The 18,870-nt window shown below is 74.1% G+C and carries 12 protein-coding genes and 2 pseudogenes; 5 read left to right on the top strand and 9 right to left on the bottom strand.

All coding sequences use genetic code 11. The features are described 5' to 3' along the window. Positions 1-143: 143 nt before the first annotated feature. From FEF34_RS36005 to FEF34_RS35995, 3 genes are all read right to left on the bottom strand, one after another. The gene (locus tag FEF34_RS36005) at positions 144-1,244 is read right to left on the bottom strand and encodes a calcium:proton antiporter (RefSeq protein ID WP_138056905.1); all 1,101 of its coding nucleotides are present in this window, start codon (positions 1,242-1,244) and stop codon (positions 144-146) included. A gap of 210 nt (positions 1,245-1,454) precedes the next feature. Continuing rightward, positions 1,455-3,032, bottom strand: coding sequence for an acyl-CoA synthetase (locus FEF34_RS36000; protein WP_407698327.1), 1,578 nt, complete (start codon positions 3,030-3,032; stop codon positions 1,455-1,457). Beyond that, positions 3,029-4,138 carry an NAD(P)H-dependent flavin oxidoreductase gene (locus FEF34_RS35995; RefSeq protein WP_138056904.1) on the bottom strand — a complete coding sequence of 370 codons (1,110 nt, stop codon included), beginning with the start codon at positions 4,136-4,138 and terminating at the stop codon, positions 3,029-3,031. The genes FEF34_RS36000 and FEF34_RS35995 overlap by 4 nt, the downstream gene beginning before the upstream one ends. A gap of 150 nt (positions 4,139-4,288) precedes the next feature. On the opposite strand from FEF34_RS35995, the gene FEF34_RS35990 reads away from it, so the two are divergent. Then, on the top strand, positions 4,289-6,133 hold the full coding sequence (locus tag FEF34_RS35990) for a serine hydrolase domain-containing protein (protein WP_138056903.1): 1,845 nt from the start codon (positions 4,289-4,291) through the stop codon (positions 6,131-6,133). Between the two features lie 220 nt (positions 6,134-6,353). Continuing rightward, positions 6,354-6,869: pseudogene (locus tag FEF34_RS35985) on the top strand (GlxA family transcriptional regulator); the annotation flags it as partial. 60 nt (positions 6,870-6,929) lie between these two features. On the opposite strand, the gene FEF34_RS35980 reads toward FEF34_RS35985, so the two are convergent. The 5 genes and pseudogenes from FEF34_RS35980 to FEF34_RS35960 form a co-directional block, all read right to left on the bottom strand. Continuing rightward, the gene (locus FEF34_RS35980) at positions 6,930-8,495 is read right to left on the bottom strand and encodes a phytoene desaturase family protein (protein ID WP_138056902.1); all 1,566 of its coding nucleotides are present in this window, start codon (positions 8,493-8,495) and stop codon (positions 6,930-6,932) included. A gap of 488 nt (positions 8,496-8,983) precedes the next feature. Further along, positions 8,984-10,321 (bottom strand): DUF2252 domain-containing protein, encoded by a 1,338-nt coding sequence (locus tag FEF34_RS35975; protein WP_138056901.1) that lies wholly within the window; start codon positions 10,319-10,321, stop codon positions 8,984-8,986. Between the two features lie 351 nt (positions 10,322-10,672). After that, positions 10,673-12,901, bottom strand: coding sequence for a serine/threonine-protein kinase (locus FEF34_RS35970; RefSeq protein WP_138056900.1), 2,229 nt, complete (start codon positions 12,899-12,901; stop codon positions 10,673-10,675). Positions 12,902-12,927: 26 nt separating this feature from the next. Then, a pseudogene (locus FEF34_RS35965) lies at positions 12,928-13,789 on the bottom strand (oxygenase MpaB family protein). Between the two features lie 245 nt (positions 13,790-14,034). Beyond that, positions 14,035-14,754: a CBS domain-containing protein gene (locus FEF34_RS35960; protein WP_138056899.1), complete on the bottom strand. Its 720-nt coding sequence runs from the start codon at positions 14,752-14,754 to the stop codon at positions 14,035-14,037. Between the two features lie 404 nt (positions 14,755-15,158). Between FEF34_RS35960 and FEF34_RS35955 the strand changes: the two genes are divergently transcribed. The 3 genes from FEF34_RS35955 (at position 15,159) to FEF34_RS35945 (ending at position 17,622) form a co-directional block, all read left to right on the top strand. Continuing rightward, complete coding sequence (locus tag FEF34_RS35955) at positions 15,159-15,452, top strand: SHOCT domain-containing protein (protein WP_138056898.1); 294 nt, start codon at positions 15,159-15,161, stop codon at positions 15,450-15,452. Positions 15,453-15,723: 271 nt separating this feature from the next. After that, a complete protein-coding gene (locus tag FEF34_RS35950; RefSeq protein WP_171053221.1) occupies positions 15,724-16,617 on the top strand; it encodes a universal stress protein in 894 nt (297 codons plus the stop codon). A 21-nt stretch (positions 16,618-16,638) separates the two neighbouring features. Further along, positions 16,639-17,622: an Acg family FMN-binding oxidoreductase gene (locus FEF34_RS35945; protein WP_138056897.1), complete on the top strand. Its 984-nt coding sequence runs from the start codon at positions 16,639-16,641 to the stop codon at positions 17,620-17,622. 61 nt (positions 17,623-17,683) lie between these two features. Here FEF34_RS35945 and FEF34_RS35940 read toward each other — a convergent pair whose 3' ends face one another. Next, entirely contained in the window at positions 17,684-18,628 is a 945-nt protein-coding gene (locus FEF34_RS35940) for a universal stress protein (protein WP_138056896.1), read from the bottom strand. Positions 18,629-18,870: the final 242 nt, after the last annotated feature.

Below are 18,870 nucleotides of genomic sequence, written 5' to 3'. Positions count from 1 at the left end.
ACCGGCCCCCTCTCCCTCGTCACGGCCGACGGTCGGCAAACGGCGGAGGGGGCGGCGTGGTTCCCGACGGACGTACCGACCGGGAGAGACCCGGCGACGCGGCCGCTCCGGTCCGGCCGTCGACAGCGGCCGCCCGCCCGTCGTCAGGGACTGAACGACAGCAGGACGAAGGCGGCGAACAGTACGAGGTGGACGAAGCCCTGGAGCAGGGTGGCCCGGCCGGGGACCACGGTCAGGGCGCTGACCACGGCGGTGAGGGTGAGCAGCACCAGGTGGGTGGGGTTGATTCCGAGGATCAGCGCACCGGGCAGCCAGACCGAGGCGAGGGCGATCGCCGGGACGGTCAGCCCGATGCTGGCGATGGCGGAGCCGTAGGCGAGGTTCAGGCTGGTCTGCATGCGGTCCCGGCGCGCGGCGCGGACAGCGGCGAGGGTCTCGGGCATCAGCACCATCAGGGCGATGACGAGGCCGACGACGGAGTTGGGCAGTCCGGCCGACTCCACGCCGCCCTCGATCGTCGGGGAGACGAGTTTGGCGTCCCCCACGACGGCCACGAGCGCCACGAACAGCAGCGCGACGCTCCACCAGGTCTGGCGCACCCCCGGCGGCGGGGCGTGCTCGTCGGGGTCGCTCCTTCGCCCTTCGCGTTCGACGGGCAGGAAGTAGTCGCGGTGCCGGACGGTCTGCACGGCGATGAAGATCGCGTAGAGGCAGAGCGAGGCGATCGCGGCGAAGACCAACTGGGCCGTGGTGAACTCGCCGCCCGGGCGGCCGGTGGTGAAACTCGGCAGCACCAGCGTCATGGTCGCGAGGGTGCACACGGTGGCCAGCGCCCCGCCCGAGCCCTCGGCGTGGAAGACGGCGATCCGCTTGCGCAGGGCGGTGACGAGCAGGGACAGTCCGACGATCCCGTTGCAAGTGATCATCACGGCCGCGAAGACGGTGTCCCTGGCGTAGGTGGAGGCCTTGCCCCCGCCTCCCGCCATCAGGGTGACGATGAGTCCGACCTCGATGACGGTCACCGCGACGGCGAGGACGATCGAGCCGAACGGCTCGCCGACCCGGTGCGCGACGACCTCGGCGTGGTGCACCGCGGCCAGCACGGCACCGACGAGGCACAGTCCCACGACGGTCACGGCGAAGCCCGGCAGGTGTCTGCCCCAGCCGACGACGAGCGCCAACGCGGCGGCCACCGGCACCCAGCTGGTCCACCGCGCGCTCAGCGCGTTCGTGCCGGTCTTCATGCGCGCCACGCTGCCAGGAGGCCGGGCGGCTCGCGCGGTCTGGTGGGCCAACGGGACCACGGGGATCCGGGGGGTACGGGGCGGCTCCGGACGGCCCCCGTCCGCACACGGTCGGGCGCGCCGCGGACGGCATTCCCGTACGGGACGGGCTCCCGCCCGGCGGCCGGAGGCGCGTTCCGGAACGGCCGGGCAACGGGATCCCGCAGGCCGTCACACCGGACGTTCGTGCCCCTCCCAGTACGGTTCGCGCAGCCGGCGCTTGTAGAGCTTGCCGTTGGGGTCGCGGGGCATGGCGGCGATGAAGTCCACGCTCCTGGGCCGTTTGTAGCCCGCGAGGCGCTCCTCGCAGTGGGCGAGGAGCGCGGCGGCGAGGCCGGGGCCCGGGGTGTGGCCCTCGGCCGGCTCGACGACGGCCTTGACCTCCTCGCCCCAGTCGGAATGCGGGATGCCGAAGGCGGCGGCGTCGGCGACGGCCGGGTGGCCGAGAAGCACGGACTCGATCTCGGCGGGGTAGATGTTCACACCACCCGAGATGATCATGTCGATCTTGCGGTCGCGCAGGAAGAGGTAGCCGTCCTCGTCGAGCAGACCGAGGTCGCCGACCGTGAAGAAGTCTCCGATGCGGTTCCCCCGGGTCTTGGCCTCGTCCTTGTGGTAGCTGAAGCCTCCGGTGGACATCTTCATGTAGACGGTGCCGAGTTCACCGGGTGGCAGCCGGTTTCCGTCGTCGTCGAAGACGGCGAGTTCGCTGATGGGCCAGGCCCGGCCGACCGTGCCGGGCTTCTTCAGCCACTCCTCGGCGGTGGCGAAGGCGCCCCCGCCCTCGCTCGCCGCGTAGTACTCCTCGACGCACTGTCCCCACCAGTCGATCATCGCCCGCTTCACATGGTCGGGGCAGGGCGCGGCGCCGTGGATGGCGTGCCGCATGGAGCTGACGTCGTACCGGGCACGGACCTCCTCGGGCAGCGCGAGCAGCCGGTGGAACTGGGTCGGGACCATATGGGTGTGGGTGCAGGCATGGGTCTCGATGAGCCGCAGCATCTCCTCGGGCGTCCACTTGTCCATCAGCACCAGCCGGTGGCCGATGTGCAGCGACGCTCCCGCGAACTGGAGCACGGCCGTGTGGTAGAGCGGCGAGCACACGAGGTGGACGTTGCCGTCGAAGGGCCTGATGCCGAAGATGCCGAGGAACCCGCCGAGGTGCGTCTCCTCCGGCGGCCTGCCGGGCAGCGGGCGGCGGATGCCCCGGGGCCTGCCGGTGGTGCCGGAGGTGTAGTTCATGACCCAGCCGAGGGTGCGGTCCCCGGGCGGGGTCGCCGGCTGTCCGTCCACAAGCTCGGCGTACGGGCGGAAGCCGCTCACGTCGCCGACGGCGTAACGCCGCTCCGCGGGCAGCCCCGCCTCGTCCGCGGCGGCGGACGCCGCGGCGCCGAAGCGTGCGTGCGCGATGAGGACCTTGGCGCCGGAGTCGGCGACGATCCAGGCGATCTCCGGGCCGACGAGATGGTGGTTGACGGGGACGAGGTAGAAGCCCGCCTGGGAGGCGGCGAGATAGGCGGTGAAGAACTCGACGCCGTTGGGCAGTACGACGGCGAAGGCGTCGCCCCGTTCCATCCCCGCCGCGCGCAGCCCGTGCACGAGGCGGTTGACCTCCTCGTGCAGCCGTCCCGCGGTCCACTCCCCGCCGCCGGGGGCGATCAGCACGGTCCGTTCCGGATCGGCGCCGGCCTGGGCCCAGAAGCCTCCCGGGGTCTCCGTCAGCGGTGCTCCCGACGGCTGCTCGCTCATGATGCGCTCCTTCCGGCGATGCGCTGGACGCGATCCACGGCGCGTTCGAATCCGCGGGTGAGCTCGTCGAACACCTGCCGGACGCTCCGCTCCGAGTTCATCCGGCCGACGATCTGCCCGACGGGGGTGCCGAGGAGCGGTTCGGTCCCGTGCTTCTGGATGCGGGAGACGGCTTCGGCGACGAGGAGGCCCTGGAGGGGCATGGGCAGGGTGCCGGGCCCGTCCGGGTCGTCCCAGGCGTCGGTCCACTCGGTGCGCAGCTGGCGGGCGGGTTTGCCGGTGAGGGCGCGGGAGCGGACGGTGTCACCGGATCCCGCGGCGAGCAGTTTCGCGGTGAGCGCGCGGGAGTGGAGGTCGGCCTCGGTGGTGGTGAGCCAGACCGAGCCGAGCCAGACGCCCTGGGCGCCCAGGGCCAGTCCGGCGGCGATCTGCTCGCCGCTGCCGATGCCTCCGGCGGCGAGCACCGGCAGCGGGCCGACGGCGTCGACGACTTCGGGGGTGAGGACCATCGAGGCGATCTCGCCGGTGTGACCGCCCGCCTCGTAGCCCTGGGCGACGACGATGTCGATGCCCGCCTCGGCGTGACGGCGGGCGTGTACGGCGCTGCCGGCGAGGGCCGCGACGAGCACTCCGCGGTCGTGGGCCCGGCCGACGACGTCGGCCGGTGGGGAGCCGAGGGCGTTGGCGAGGAGCTTGATGGGATAGTCGAAGGCGACGTCGAGCTGGCTGCGGGCGACGTGTTCCATCCAGCCGGTGATCCGCCAGCCGGACGCCTCACCGGCAGGCAGCGGGGGTACACCGTGCTTGGTGAGGAGTTCCTCGACGAAGCGGCGGTGCCCCTCGGGGATCATCGCCTCGACGTCGGCCTCGGTGACGCCCTCGACCTTCCCGGCCGGCATCACGACGTCGAGTCCGTACGGTCTGCCGCCGGTGTGCTCCTGCATCCAGTCGAGGTCCCGGGCGAGGTCGCCGGGCGCGGTGTAGCGGACCGCGCCCAGGACACCGAGGCCCCCGGCCCGACTGATGGCGGCGGCGACCGCGGGGAAGGGGGTGAAGCCGAAGATGGCGTGCTCGATTCCCAGTCTCTTGCTCAGCTCCGTCTCCATGGGCGCAGGATGCCGCAGCGGGACGGCCGAGGGAAGACATTTTCTGATGCAGCGTCAGATTCTTGGGCGGCCTTGACGCCCCCTCGCCCCGGTAAGAAGGTTCCACGTGTTGCACGGCCACCCGAAGGATTCCTTCAGGAAGGGTGCGGTATGACGGAGGCCTCGGCAGGCAGCGGGAGCAGCCGCCGCAGGTCCGGCGGCGGGCCGCAGGTCCGGCGGCGGGCCGCCGGTACCGGGAGGAGCCTCCCCCAGAACGGCGCACGGGAGGTGACCCAGGTGATCGGACCGGTCCCGGGTGCCGCCGCGGGGATGCCGGGCGGGAGCGGGGCCGCGGGCGGCCGGCGTACGACACTGCGGCGCGGTACGCCCGAACGGGCCGGGCTCGTCAGCGGGCATCTGGACCGGCTGGTCGCGGACGCGGAGGCATTCCTGTCCCCCTCGCCCCGGCGCCCCTGGTACGCCGGGGCCGTCCTCCTCGCCGGCCGCGGCGGCACGGTGGCGCTGCACCACCCGATCGGCAGGGCCGTGCGCTACTCGGCCTACGACGAGAAGACGGACACCGGCGTGGAGTTCCCGCCGGAGCGGCAGATCCCCATGGCCGCGGACACCGTGTTCGATCTGGCGTCGGTGTCCAAGCTGTTCACCTCGATCCTCGCCGTGCAGCAGATCGAACGGGGCGCGCTGGAGCCGGAGGCGAAGGTCGCGTCGTACCTGCCGGAGTTCGGGGCGGCGGGCAAGCAGGACGTCACCGTACGGCAACTGCTCACCCACACGTCGGGGTTCCGGGCGTGGATCCCCCTCTTCAGGGAGCCGACGCACGCGGGCCGGCTCCGGCTGCTGTGGAACGAGGCACCCGCCAGTACGCCGGGCACCGCGTACCTCTACTCCGACCTGAATCTGATCACGCTTCAGCTGATCCTGGAGGAGATCACCGGCCGGGGCCTGGACGCCCTGCTGCGGGAGGACATCACGGAGCCGCTCGGCATGGAACGCACCCGGTTCAACCCGCCCGCCTCCTGGCGTCCCGGGATCGCGGCGACCGAGGACGCCCGGCTGCCGTGGTCCGGCCTGGACCGCGGGCTGGTGTGGGGCGAGGTGCACGACGAGAACGCCCACGCGTTCGGCGGGGTCGCCGGGCACGCCGGGGTGTTCTCCCGCGCCTGGGACCTGGCGGTCCTCGCCCGCACCCTGCTCAACGGGGGCGCGTACGGGCGGGCCCGCGTCCTCGCCCCGGAGTCGGTGGAACTGCTGTTCACCGACTTCAACACCGCGTTCCCCGGCGACGGGCACGGGCTCGGTTTCGAGCTGTACCAGCACTGGTACATGGGCGCGATGGCCACGCCACGCACCGCCGGGCACACGGGTTTCACCGGGACCAGTCTCGTACTCGACCCGTCGACGGACTCCTTCCTGGTCGTCCTCGGCAACTCCGTCCATCCGGTGCGCACATGGCGCTCCGGCAGCGCGCCGCGCGTCGCCGCCGCGAACCACCTCGCCCGCGCCGTCCCGGTGCGTCCCGCACACGGGCGAACCGCCTGGTTCTCCGGGATGGCCTCGGCCAGCACCGCGACGCTGGCACTGCCCGAGGTCACCCCCTCCACCAGGCGAGCCCGGCTGCGGTGCTCCCTGTGGTGGGACACCGAACCGGGCTCCGACAAGGTGTTCCTGGAGGCGTCCGCCGACGGCGGGACGACCTGGCAGGCGCTGCCGTTCGAGACCCGGCGCCGGGGGGAGCACACGGTGCCCCGCCACGAGGGCTGGGTCACCGGCTGGTCGGGCCGGGTCTGGCACGGCGTCGAGGCGGAACTGTCCGCCTGGCACGGACGGCCGCTCCGGCTGCGCTGGCGGTACACGACGGACCCGTCGTACGTGGGACGCGGCGCGTACGTGGACGGCCTGCGGATCGACGACGGCGACAGGACCCTCTTCGACGAGTCCCGGTCGGGCGACGCGGTGCGGATCGAGGCGGCCGGCTGGAGCCCGTCCGCCGACTGAGGGCCCGTGGACGGGCTCGAGCACGGCGAGCGGGCCACCCCTCCCCGGGGTCACGGCGGTCGGCCTCGGGGCCGGGGCGCGACCGGAGCCCGCGCCCCGGCCGCGGCCCGCGCGTGCCTCCCGCGGTGAGCCACCCTTCACGCAGAAGGAACACAGGAGGAACGGCCCGGCCGACGGCCACGGACACGGCACGGGGTTTCCGCGTCAACGGGGGCCCGGCGACGGCGACCTGCTCAGCTCGGCCGGCGCGGCCGCCGGCGTCGACGTGTGCCTGCACCTGGTGCGGCGCGACCACGGCAGTGCGCTCGCCAATCAGGTGGCCCGCCGCTGCATCGTCCCTCCGTGGCGCGACGGCGGCCAGGCCCAGTACATCGAGCGGCCCGTGCCCGAGCCCACGACGGCCACCACCACCCCCACCCGGGCCTGGGCGCTGGAGCGGCTGGACCGCCCGCTGACGCTGGGCGAGCTGGCCGCGCACGCGCGGATGAGCGTGCGGACGTTCACCCGGCGGTTCCGCGACGAGGCGGGAGTCACCCCCGGCCAGTGGCTCACCGCCCAGCGGGTCGAGGTGGCCAAGCAACTGCTGGAGACCAGCGACCTGTCGATCGACCTGGTGGCCGACCGCGCCGGCTTCGGCAGCGCCAACTCGCTGCGGCAGCACATGCGCGAACTCGTCGGCGCCTCCCCCGCCGCCTACCGGCGTACCTTCCACACCGCGGCCGCCGCCGGGCTCTGATCACTCCGTCGCCGGAGGCGGGCGGCCGGATCCCGGCCGCCCGCCTCCGGCGACGGAACGTCAGCGACCCAGTGCCGCCATCGCCGCGTTGTGGCCCGGGATGCCGCTCACACCCCCGCCGCGCACGGCCCCCGCGCCGCAGAGCAGCACATTGGCATGACCGGTCTCCACTCCCCAGCGGCCGGTCGAGCCGTCCGCCCAGGGGAAGGCGAGATCGCGGTGGAAGATGTGCCCGCCGGGGAGCCTCAGATCCTGCTCCAGATCCAGCGGGGTCTTCGCCTCGATGCAGGGACGCCCCGCCTCGTCGAGCGCCAGACAGTCGGTGATCGGCTCGTCCAGATGGGCGTCGAGCTCGGCGAGGGTCGCCTTGAGCAGCGCGTCACGGGTCGCGTCCGGCGCCTCGGTGAACAGCCGGGCCGGCGTGTGGAGCCCGAACAGGGTCAGGGTCTGGTAGCCCTGGGCGGCCAGTTCGGGGCCGAGAATGGACGGGTCGGTCAGCGAGTGGCAGTAGATCTCCGACGGCGGCGCCTCGGGCAGGCGTCCGGCCTCGGCCTGGGCGTACGCCGCCGCCAGCTGGCCGTATCCCTCGGAGATGTGGAAGGTTCCGGAGAATGCCTCCCGCGGATCGACCGAGCGGTCCCGCAGCCGGGGCAACCGGCGCAGCAGCATGTTGACCTTGAGCTGGGCGCCCTCCGCCGGGGGCGGGGCGGGCTCGCCGAGAAGGGCGGACAGGGCCTGCGGGGAGGCGTTGACCAGCACCTTGCGGGCGGCGACCGTGCCTTCGCGGTCGTCCGTGCGGAAGACGACCTCGGCGGCCGTCCCGTCGGTCTCGATCCGGATCGCCTCATGGCCGGTGACGATCTCGGCGCCGGCGGCCCGGGCGGCCCCGGCGAGCGCGTCGGTCAGCGCGCCCATCCCGCCGACGGGCACGTCCCAGTCGCCGGTGCCGTTGCCGATGACGTGGTAGAGGAAGCAGCGGTTCTGGACCAGCGACGGGTCGTGGGCGTCCGCGAACGTACCGATGAGGGCATCGGTCAGGACGACGCCGCGCACCAGGTCGTCGGTGAAGTTCTCCTCGATCGCGGCACCGATGGGCTCCTCGAACAGCGTCCGCCAGGCCGTCTCGTCCCCGACCCGCTCCCGCAGCTCCCGGCGGGTCGGCAGCGGCTGCGTCAGCGTGGGGAAGACCCTCTCGGCGACCTGCCTCGTCCGGTCGTAGAACGCCTCCCAGGCGGTGTACTCGCGGTCGGAGCCGGTGAGGGCCGCGAACGACTCGCGCGTACGGTCGCCGCCGACGAGCAGTCCGGTGGCCCGGCCGTCGCGCAGGACCGGGGTGTACGAGGAGACGGTGCGCTTGCGGACCGAGAACGCCAGCCCGAGGTCGCGGACGATGCTGCCGGGCAGCAGGGACACCAGGTACGAGTAGCGGGACAGCCGCGCGTCGACACCGGCGAACGGTCGGGTGGAGACGGCCGCTCCCCCGGTGTTCCCGAGGCGCTCGAGGACCAGGACGGTACGCCCCGCACGGGCCAGGTAGGCGGCGGCGACCAGTCCGTTGTGGCCGCCGCCCACGATGACGGCGTCGTACCCGGACCGGCTGAACGATTCGGAGGAGGCTGCAGGCATGCCTCTTCGTAACACGCGATGATCGCGCGGACCAGAGGGCGGCGTCACGTTCGCGGTCCCGGACCGTGGAGGTCCCCCGGAGACGGGAGGCGGTACCGCGCCGCGGGGCGCCCCGGATGCGGACGCTGCCGGTGCCCGTCGGCGAGGGAAGGGAGCCCCCGGGGCCGGGAGGCGGTTCGGGGCCGGGAGGCGGCGCCGGGCTCGGAAGGCGGCCTCAGACACCCGGGGCGGCCTCGACCGACCCGGACCCGATGGCCGCGAGGAGGGAGCCCCCGGCCGGGCGGCGACTCGGGGCCGGAACGCATGACGCCCCGCGCACCCGGAAGGCGGCGCCGGGCCCGGAAGGCGGCCTCAGACACCCGGGGCGGCCTCGACCGACCCGGACCCGATGGCCGCGAGGAGGGAGCCCCCGGCCGGGCGGCGACTCGGGGCCGGAACGCATGACGCCCCGCGCACCCGGAAGGCGGCGCCGGGCCCGGAAGGCGGCCTCAGACACCCGGGGCGGCCTCGACCGACCCGGACCCGATGGCCGCGAGGAGGGCCCGGTGGTCCTCGACGGTCCGGTCGGCGTACGCCACCGCGAAGTCGCCCATGGCCCGGTCGAAGGTGTCGGACGCGCCGAGGTACGCGGCGATCGCGATGCGCTCCCCGGACCGGGCGTGGGCCCGGGCCAGCGCCCTGCCGCAGAGCGCCGCGTAGTCGCGCAGCAGCGTCGGTGACATCGTCGCGACGTCCGCCGAGCCCTTCATGTCCCGTAGCTGGCGCCAGTAGAAGTGCCGGCCGCCCGGTCCGCTGACCCAGCCGAGGAAGATGTCGCTCGCCGCCTGCAGCAGCCGCTGGCCGGCGACGACGCGCTGGCCCTGGTGGCGGTAGGCGGACTTCGGCAGATGGGGCTCCAGCACGGACCGCTGGGCCTCCTTGATCTGCAGGAAGAGCGGGTCCTCCGTGTCGCGTCCGGTCATCAGCGCGACGAAGCAGCGCGTCCCGACACTGCCGACACCGACGACCTTGCGGGCCGCCTCGACGAACCGGTACCGGTCCAGCAGGACCCTGCGGTCCTCGGGCAGCGTGCTGCGGTAGTCGCTGAGGATCTTGCGCACGGACGCGGCGTCGAGCCCGGCCACGGCCTCGAGCAGCGGCGGATCCTGCACGATCCGGCGCCGTCCGCCGACGACCTCGGTCAGTCTCTCCAGCGCCTGCAGACTCGTCCGGCGCCGCGCCTTGGCCAGCCGGGCCTCGAGGCGCGCCCGCTCCAGGTCGCGCACGAGGGGCACCAGATCCTCGGCGGCGATGCGCTCGTACCAGACGTCGAGCTCACCGAGCCCGGCGAGCTGCCGCATGGACAGCCGGTACGACTCGGACGCCGCCCGCGCGGCCCGGCGGGCCCCGGCGTCCGGCTGGCCGTTGTCCCGTGCGGCGACGGCGACGCTGGCGACGAGGCGTTTCACGTCCCACTCGAAGGGGCCCGGCAGCGTCTCGTCGAAGTCGTTGAGGTCGAACAGCAGGGTGCGTTCGGGCGAGGCGAAGACCCCGAAGTTCAGCAGATGGGCGTCGCCGCAGAGCTGGACCCGGAGACCGGTGTTCCGCTGGACGGCGAGATCGGCGGCCATGACGGCCGGAGCGCCCCGCAGATAGGTGAACGGCGAGACGGCCATCCGTCCGTACCGCACGGGCACCAGGTCCGGCTCACGGGTCTTCGCCTGGTCCTCCAGCACCGCGAGCGGATCCGGCCGGTCGGCGGCCGGGATCCAGCTTCCGTGGGAGGACCGCGGAACCTCCTTGCGCACGGCACGGCCGCGTTCCCTCTCCTCGGCCAGGTCCGTCATGGTCACAGTGTGCGGTCGCGACGGGAAGGCCGCTACGCGGCGTGCCGGACGCACCCGTCACGGAGGGCTCGCCTGCCCAGAGCCCACTCCGGCGTCCACCGGACGGTGCGGTCGCGACGGGAACGCCGCTACGCTACGCGGCGTGCCGGACGCACCCGTCACGGAGGGCTCGCCTGCCCAGAGCCCACTCCGGCGTCCACCGGGCGGTGCGGTCGCGACGGGAACGCCGCTACGCTACGCGGCGTGCCGGACGCACCCGTCACGGAGGGCTCGCCTGCCCAGAGCCCACTCCGGCGTCCACCGGAGAGGACCGGACCGACCCACAGTCCGTCCCGCCCCGGGGCAGGGCGGTCAGCCCGCCCCGCCCTGCCGCCGGAGCGCCGCGACGCGGCGGTAGAGCTCGACTGCCTCGCCGCCTCGGCCGAGTTGCTCCAGGCAGTGGGCCTGGTCGTTGCGGCTGGCCAGGGCGTCGGGGTGACCTGCGCCGAGGACGCGTTCGCGGGACTCGGCCACCTGCTGGTAGACGGCCAGCGCGTCGCTCCAGCGGCCCAACCAGCCCAGGCCGACCGCGACTTCACGGCGGCTGACGAGGGTGTCCGGGTGGTCGGGACCGAGGACCCGCTCACGGACGGCGCAGACGTCACGGGCCTCGGCCAGCGCCTCCTCCCACCGGGCGAGCCGGCCCAGGTTGACGCCGAGCCCGTGGCGGGCCCGCAGGGTCTCCGGGTCGGCTGCGCCGTGGACCCGGGTGCGGTCGGCCACCAGCGCCCGGTACTGCTCCAGCGCCTCGGCGCTCCTTCCCAGACGGCCGAGGCTGATCCCGATCTCGTAACGTGCGGCGAGGGTGTCCGGGTGGTCGGGACCGAGCGCCTGCGCGCGGGCCCCCGCCACGTCCCGGTAGTTCTGCAGGGCTTCGGTCCAGCGGCCCAGCTGGCCGAGGGCGTAAGCGACCTCGTACCGGGTGACGAGCGTGTCCGGATGCCCGGCGCCCAGCACCCGGGTGCGCGCCGCGGCCACCTCATCCGCCATGCGGTACGAGTCCTCGAGCCGGCCGAGACGGCTCAGGTTGAAGGCGAGGTTGTGACGGCAGCGCAGGGTGTCGGGGTGCTCCGGCCCGACGGTCCGTTCCCGGGAGGCGAGCACCGACGTGTACACCTGGTGCGCCTCGAAGTGCCGGCCGAGCCGGCCGAGGACGTACGCCATCTCCTGGCGGGCGGCCAGGGTCTCCGGGTGGTCGGGGCCCAGGGTTCGCTCGCGGCCCTCGGCGACGCGGCCGAACTCGCGGAGCGCGTCGGCCGCCCGGCCGGTCCTGCTGAGCGTGAAGCCGACCTCGTACCGGCTGGCGAGGGTGTCCGGGTGGTCGGGACCGAGCGCGTGCTCGCGTTCGGTGGCGACCGCCCGGTGCACCTCGCCCGCCTCCTCCCAGCGGCCGAGCCTGCCGAGGCTGAGCCCGGCGTTGTGCCGGCCGGTGAGGACGGCCAGCAGTTCCGGCGACGGGGTGGGCCTCTCCGGCCGGGGCAGCCGCACGGGTGCGGGACCGCGCAGATCCACGCCGGTGGTCCATTCGCCGGTCAGGCCCGCCGTGAAGTCGGGCGGCAGGGCCCGCAGCGCCGAGACCGTGATCGCCTTGTGACCGGTCGTCATCCCGCGCGTCCAGGACGGCAGCCCCGGTTCTCCGCCGTCGTGCCGATGCGGGGGCGGCGGCACGGTGCCGGCGGCGGGCGTGGCCGTCACGCGCCCGGCGCCGATCCTGCGGCGCAGGTCCTTGGCGTCGGCGGGCCGCTCCTCGGGAGTCTTGGCGAGCAGTTCGAGGACGATCTCCTCGATGAAGTCGGGGAGTTCCGGCCGGTGGCTGCGCAGCGGCCGGGGCGCGGTGTCGCGGTGGCCGACGAGGATGGACCAGGAGTCGCCGAGGTCGAAGGGCGGCGCGCCGGTGGCGATCTCGTACAGCACGCACCCCAGGGAGTACAGGTCACTGCGGTGGTCGACGTGGCCCCCGCCGATCTGCTCGGGCGACATGTAGTGGGGGGTGCCCATGGCGATGCCCGTGCCGGTGAGCCGGGACGTGAACCCGATGTCGTGGCCGAGCCGGGCGATGCCGAAGTCGCAGATCTTCACCGTGCCGTCGGTGAGCCGCATGATGTTGGCAGGCTTCAGGTCCCGGTGGACGATGTTCTGTTCATGGGTGTAGGCGAGGGCGTCGGCGACCTGGTCCGCGATGTCGACGACGTCGGACACCGGCAGCGGATGCTGCTCGTTGTCGTCCATCAGCTGGCTGAGGTTGCGGCCCTCGAGCAGTTCCATCACCAGGTAGAGCACGCCCTCGTGCTCGCCGAAGTCATGGACGACGGTCACGCCGCGGTGCTGCAGGGCGGCGGCGACCCTGGCCTCCCTGCGGAAGCGCTCCCGCAGGACCCGTATGAACGTCCGATCGTGCTGCGGCCCGAGCGGTTTGAGGCACTTGACCGCGACCCGCCTGCCCAACGACTCGTCGCGGGCCTGCCACACCTCGCCCATGCCGCCCCGACCGATCAGTTCAAGCAGCCGGTACCGGCCCTGGATCAGCCTGGTGTCCGCCATCGCGTGCAGTCGCCCCCGTCGCTTCGCTACGCCCTCCCCGGCCCGTCCAGTATGGCCGCCTGTCTGCGCAGTTTGTACGGTGCCGGCCTGCTCCCGGGCCCGAGTCGCGCCATCGCCTTCAAGATGTGACCTGGCGGCAGCTGCCAGCGCACGCGCGAGGGGACGCAGCGCAGGGCCGCTCCGGTGGCGCAGAGCCGCCGGGTGACGCGTCCGGGCGGGGGCGCGGGCCGGCCGTAGAGGTCGTGGGCGTACGGGGGCAGCGCGTCGTAGGCGAGCGCGGCGACGCGCCGCCAGATCAGTCCACGCGCCGGGACGAGCAGGGGGTGGACGGGCGGGCGGCGCAGGAAGCCGTCGACGACGCGGGCGTCCGCACCGGCTTCCAGCGCGGGCCGTACGCCGGCGAAGTACCCGGCGAGCGCCGCCCTGGTGGCGGGGACGGCTTGCCGGGTCGAGTCCGACGAGGCGGGCGCTCGTCCGGTGCTCGTCGACGTACCGGTCCGCCTGGGCGCCGGTGAGGGGGAAGCCAGAACGCCGCAGGACGTCCAGGTACGAGTCCACCTCGGCGCAGTGCACCCAGAGCAGCAGGTCGGGATCGTCCACGCCGAGGAGGCGGTGGATCCTGCGGACGCGGGCACCGGCCCGCTCGGCGGCCTCGGTGGTGCCGTAGGAGATGGTGCCGACGAAGTTCGCGGTGCGCAGCAGCCGGCCCCAGGCGTCCTTGCGGAAGTCGCTGTTGGCCATGACTCCGCGTACGGCGCGGGGGTGCAGGGCCTGGAGGTAGAGCGCGCGGACCCCGGCGATCCACATCATGGGGTCGCCGTGCATCTGCCAGGTGACCGACGCGGGGCCGAACAGGCCCGGGTCCCGGTCGTCGGCTTCGCCGCTCATACGTCGACTCTGCCCCGCGGTCCCGGCCCGCACGCACGCGTCCGCGTCGTCCGGGCGGCTCCCTCCGCGGGGGCGGCGAACGCGGTCGGGCGGGCACGGGGATCCGCCGACCGTCGTCGACGCAGCGCCTCCTTCGGCGACGCGCCGGCCCACCTCACCCTCGCGGGCAGGCTGTACGGCAGGCCGGTCACGGGGCGCACCGGCCCGGGCGCTCGCCGGGGTGTGCCCCCTCTTTCCGTACCGCCCTACGCGTCGCCCCGGTCCCAGGCGCGGGGCGGCCCTCCCGACGACCATGCCGCGGGCCGGGACCCGTCGGAGGGTGCGGCCAGGTGCTGGCTCACCGCGACCACCCCGTCCATCTGCTCCGTCAGCTTCACCAGGAGGGGGATCTGCCCGGCCGCCTCGAGTCGCCCTTCCAGGGTGACCCTTCCGTCGACGACATGGACGTCGATCGCGTCGGGCGCCAGGCCCAGCGCGCCCACCAGCACCTCCTCGACCACCTGAAGACGGATCTCCGGATCGGGCCGGAGGAACACCTGGAGCAGGTCACGCCGTGTGACGATGCCGACCAGGCGGTCCTCCTCGTCGACGACGGGCATCCGCTCGACACCGCGCCGCAGCATGGTGCGGGCCGCCTCGGCGATCGTGTCCTCTGCGTGGACGGTCACCGCGGGCGTGGACATCAGCCGTCCGGCGGTGGGCGCGTCCCGGTCGTCGCCGGGGAAGCCGCCGGCGCCGTACCACGACGCGTGGACGGCGGGACCGGCATCGGGACCGGCGGCGGCCTGGCGCGTCAGGAGATCGGTCTCCGAGACGACGCCGACCACCCGGTCGTCCTCGTCGAGGACCGGCAGACCGCTGATGTCGTGCTCGGCGAGCTGCTTGGCGACTTCCTTGAACGGGGTCGACGGCACGACCGAGACGACCTCCCCCACCATCAGGCTTCCGACCTTGCTGTGCTTCATGTTCGCCACTCCTGTCGAGCCGGCGCCCATGGGGCCCGGGCGATCGAGCGGACCACGGCCCCGGGTGTGCGGCGAGCCCGGTGCGTACCGCGCGCCCGTCCGCGCGTACGACATGGCGATTCGACCGCGGCACGGCAATTCAACCGCGGCGGACCGGGCCCGGCAGGGGCCGAACAGGCCGCTCGGCGGGGTCCAATGGTCCCCGCGGCGCGCGCCCGGGGAACGGACGGCCCGCTCGGCGCAGGGGGAACGGACGGCCCGCTCGGCGCCCTGGGGCCGACAGTCCGCTCGCGGGGGACGGCCGGCGTGCCCGGCGGGGCCGTTCGGCCCTCGCCTTCGTCCTGGCACGGGACGGATCGTGGAGGGGTACGAGGGATCCACGACATCGCGAGGAGGATCCGGTCATGTACTGGTACGGCCACGGCCCGGGAGGCTGGTTCATCGCACTCATGGTGGTCGGAACGGCGGCCTTCCTCATCCTGCTGCTGCTCGGGGTCTACTTCCTGGCACGCCGGACCGGCGAGGGTGGCGCACCGTCCGGAGGAACCGAGCGGCGCTGGGCGGGCCGGGCGGATTCGCCGAGGCGGGCAGAGGAGATCCTCGCGGAGCGATACGCCCACGGCGACATCGACGACGAGGAGTACCGGAGGCGCTCGGAAACCCTCCGGAGCCTCGACCGTCCCACTCATCAGGGCTGACCGCGGCACGCGGGCCGAGACTGCACGACCGTGACGGCCGCCGGCCGAACGTCCGGCCCGGAGGGCGTGCGGACGTACGGGGGACCGTTCAGCCGCGACGGACGGGACCACGGGTCCGTCCCGACGGCCGGACCGGTCCGGCCTCCGCGGACCAACGGGCCGGGTCGTCCGGCCCTCGCGTCCGGGCTCGACGGCCCTGCCCTCCCGGCCGGCGTCCCGGTCAGGCTGGAAGCGTGGCCGCACGGCCGACCCCCGAAGGAGGCATACGGACATGACTCGCCCTGTGACCGTCGGAGTGGACGGCTATCCCGAGAGCCGCGCCGCCGCGGACTGGGCCGCGAAGGAGGCCCTGCTGCGCGAGGCTCCTCTGCGCGTGGTGCACGCGGACGAGTGGCCCCGCGTTCCGGCCGTGCCTCCGGTCGACCGGGAGGAGCACCAGCGCTGGGCCGACACCGTGCTCGACGAGGCCTCCGGCGAACTGCGCCGGAGGTATCCCGAGCTGGCGGTGACAGCGCGACGCCTGACCGGACGGGCGGCCGCGGTGCTGGCGGTGGAGGCCGCCGATTCCCAGATGCTGGTTCTCGGATCGCGCGGGCGCGGCGCCGTCGAGGGGTTCCTCGTCGGCTCGGTCGGCATGGCGACCGTGGGGCTCACCGACACGCCGGTCGTGCTGGTACGCCCAGCTGCCACGTTCCCTTCCGGGGCTCCGGAGTCGCGTCCGTCGGGGAACGTCGCGGTGGGCCGGGACGTGGTGGTGGGGGTCGACATCCACGAGACCACCGACGCGGTGCTCGCCTTCGCCTTCGACGAGGCGGCACGGAGGGGCTGCGGCGTCCGCGCCGTGCACGGCTGGTCGTTGCCGTTCGCGTTCAGCTACGCGCCCGGACTCGATCCCGGTGTCCGGCAGGAGGTGGCCGACGGCATCGCCGGCGCCGTCGCCGAGCGGCTGCGGCCGTGGCGGGGGCTGTACCCCTCGGTCAAGGCCGAGGAGCGGGTCCTCGTCGGAGCCCCCGCCGAGCAGGTGCTGCACGACGCCGCCGACGCGGAGCTCGTGGTCGTCGGCCGGCGCATCCGGAGGGCCCCGGTCGGCGGGCACCTCGGCCACGTCGCCCACGCCGTGCTCCACCACGCCACCGCTCCGGTGGCCGTCATCGCCCACGACTGACCGCCCGCCCTGGAGAGTCCCATGACCGCAGAACCCCTCGCGACGGCCGTCGTCACCTCCCTCGTCCGGGACGCGACGGCGGCCCCGTCCATGCACAACGCCCAGCCGTGGAGATTCCGGTACGACGCGGGGCGCGGCACGATCCGGCTCTACGGGGACCCGGAACGGGCCATGCCGAGTTCCGACCCGCAGGGGCGCGCCCTGCACCTCGGGTGCGGCGCCGCGCTGTTCAATCTGCGGGTGGCGGCCGCGCACGCGGGAAGGGCTCCGGACGCGGTGCTGCTCCCCGACGCCGACGAACCGTGGCTCCTGGCCGAGGTCCGGCTGGACCGTCCGGTGCGCCGGGACGACGACCTCGCCGCGCTCCACCCGGCGATTCACCGGCGGCACACCAGTCGTTTCCCGTTCACCGACGAGGACGTCCCCAGCGGGGTTCTGGACGGACTGCGCGCCGCGGCACGGCTGGAGGGCGCGCGGCTGCACATACCCGGCGCCTGGCACGTGGACGAGGTCCTGCACCTGGTGCACGACGCCGAGAGCCGCGAGTCGCTCGACCCGGAGGCACGGGAGGAACTGCTGCGCTGGACGGGCACTCCTGGCGGCGCGTCGGCCGGGGAGGGCATCCCCGTGCACGCCTTCGGCCCCCGGCAGCACGATGTCACCGCCCCGGTAAGGGACTTCGCAGCCGGACGGGCTCTGGCCGGCCGCGGCAGCGCCACGTTCGAGAAGCGGCCCCGGCTCGCCCTGCTGGGCACACCCCACGACGGGCCCCTCGACTGGCTCAGGGCCGGACAGGCACTGGAACGCGTGCTGCTCCAGGCCACCTTGGACGGTCTGGTCACCTCGCTGACCTCCCAGGCGCTGGAGTGGCGCGAACTGCGCTGGGCGCTGCGCGATCCCGTGTCCTCCATGGGGCATGTGCAGATGGTGATCCGGCTCGGGTACGGCCCCGAGGGCCCGGCGACTCCGCGCCGCGACGTCGAGGACGTGCTGGAGACGGCGTAGGCCAGGTCGCGCCGGGCCGTGCGTCACGGTCCGGACCGTGCGTCAGGGTCCGGACCGTGCGTCAGGCATGAGCGACGACGGCCACCGGAGCGCCGCAGTGGTGGATCACTGCATGGGTCACGGGCCCGACATGGGCCCCGACGCGCCCCGTGCGGATGCGCCGCCCCACGACCACCAGAGCGGCACCGTCGGCGGCGTGCAGCAACTGCTCGGAGACCCCGCCCACCGGCGTGAGTTCGACGACGTCGACCGACGGGTACTTCTGCCGCCAGGGGGCGAGGACGTTCCTGAGTTGCCGGACGACGTCCGGCCGCATCTCCTGCAGAGCCATGTCGAGGGCCAACGCGTCCCGCCCGAACGGCGGGAGGGACCAGGAGTGCACCGCCCGGAGACGCCCACCGCGCAGGGCCGCCTCGGCGAAGGCGAAGTCCAGTACCGGTTCGCACGCGTCGTGGACGTCCACACCGACGACCACCGGGCCGGCGGTACCGGCCACGGCGCCGGACCGGGCCGGGCGCGGCCCGCCCTTGGCATGCGGCTCCGCGGAGGGCGGGCCCTCCGCGTACGCCCGCTCCTCCGCGTACGCCTGCGTGCGAGGCTCGTGCCCCGGCCGTACGAGGACGACCGGCCGGTCCGTCCCGATGATCGTCGCCATCGCGACGGACCCGAGGAGAAAGCCCCTGACGCTCCCCAGACCGCGGGAACCGAGCACCACGAGCTCGGACGTGGCCGCTTCGCGGGCCAGCACGGCCGGGGGCCGCCCGGACAGCCGTTGCGTGCGGACCTCCAGTCCCGGGTGCCTGCCCTGCAGGGCTCGCGCGGTGCCGGCCAGCACATCGTCGACGGCGTCCCCCTCGTCCGGGCCGCGCCGTGGTGGATCAGGCGGGTCCGCCACCAGCACCAGGCGCAAGGAGACCTCCCGCAGCAGGGCTTCACGGGCCGCCCACTCCGCCGCGGCGGCGCTCTCGGCCGATCCGTCCAGACCGGCGGTCACATGCTGCGGCATCGGCGGCCTCCTCGGGGCGGCGCGACGACGGGCAAGGCATGACGATGGAAAGACGCGACCGCGATGCCCGCACGGACTCAGCCTCCCCCTCCGGAAGCGGCGACGGCAGAGTCCGAACGGCCCCCGGAAGGGCCGACCGGCCCGGGGAGGGGGACGGTCGCCCCTACGCGGCGCCCGGGCGGAGGCCGGAGAGTGGGGATCAGCGCGACCATCACGCCGGATTCGCGAGCCACGGGCGGTTC

This window comes from Streptomyces marianii (assembly GCF_005795905.1).
GTDB classification, from domain to species: Bacteria; Actinomycetota; Actinomycetes; order Streptomycetales; family Streptomycetaceae; genus Streptomyces; species Streptomyces marianii.
The sequence above is the reverse complement of the archived record's forward strand: the minus strand, read 5'-3'. Positions and strand labels throughout refer to the sequence as shown.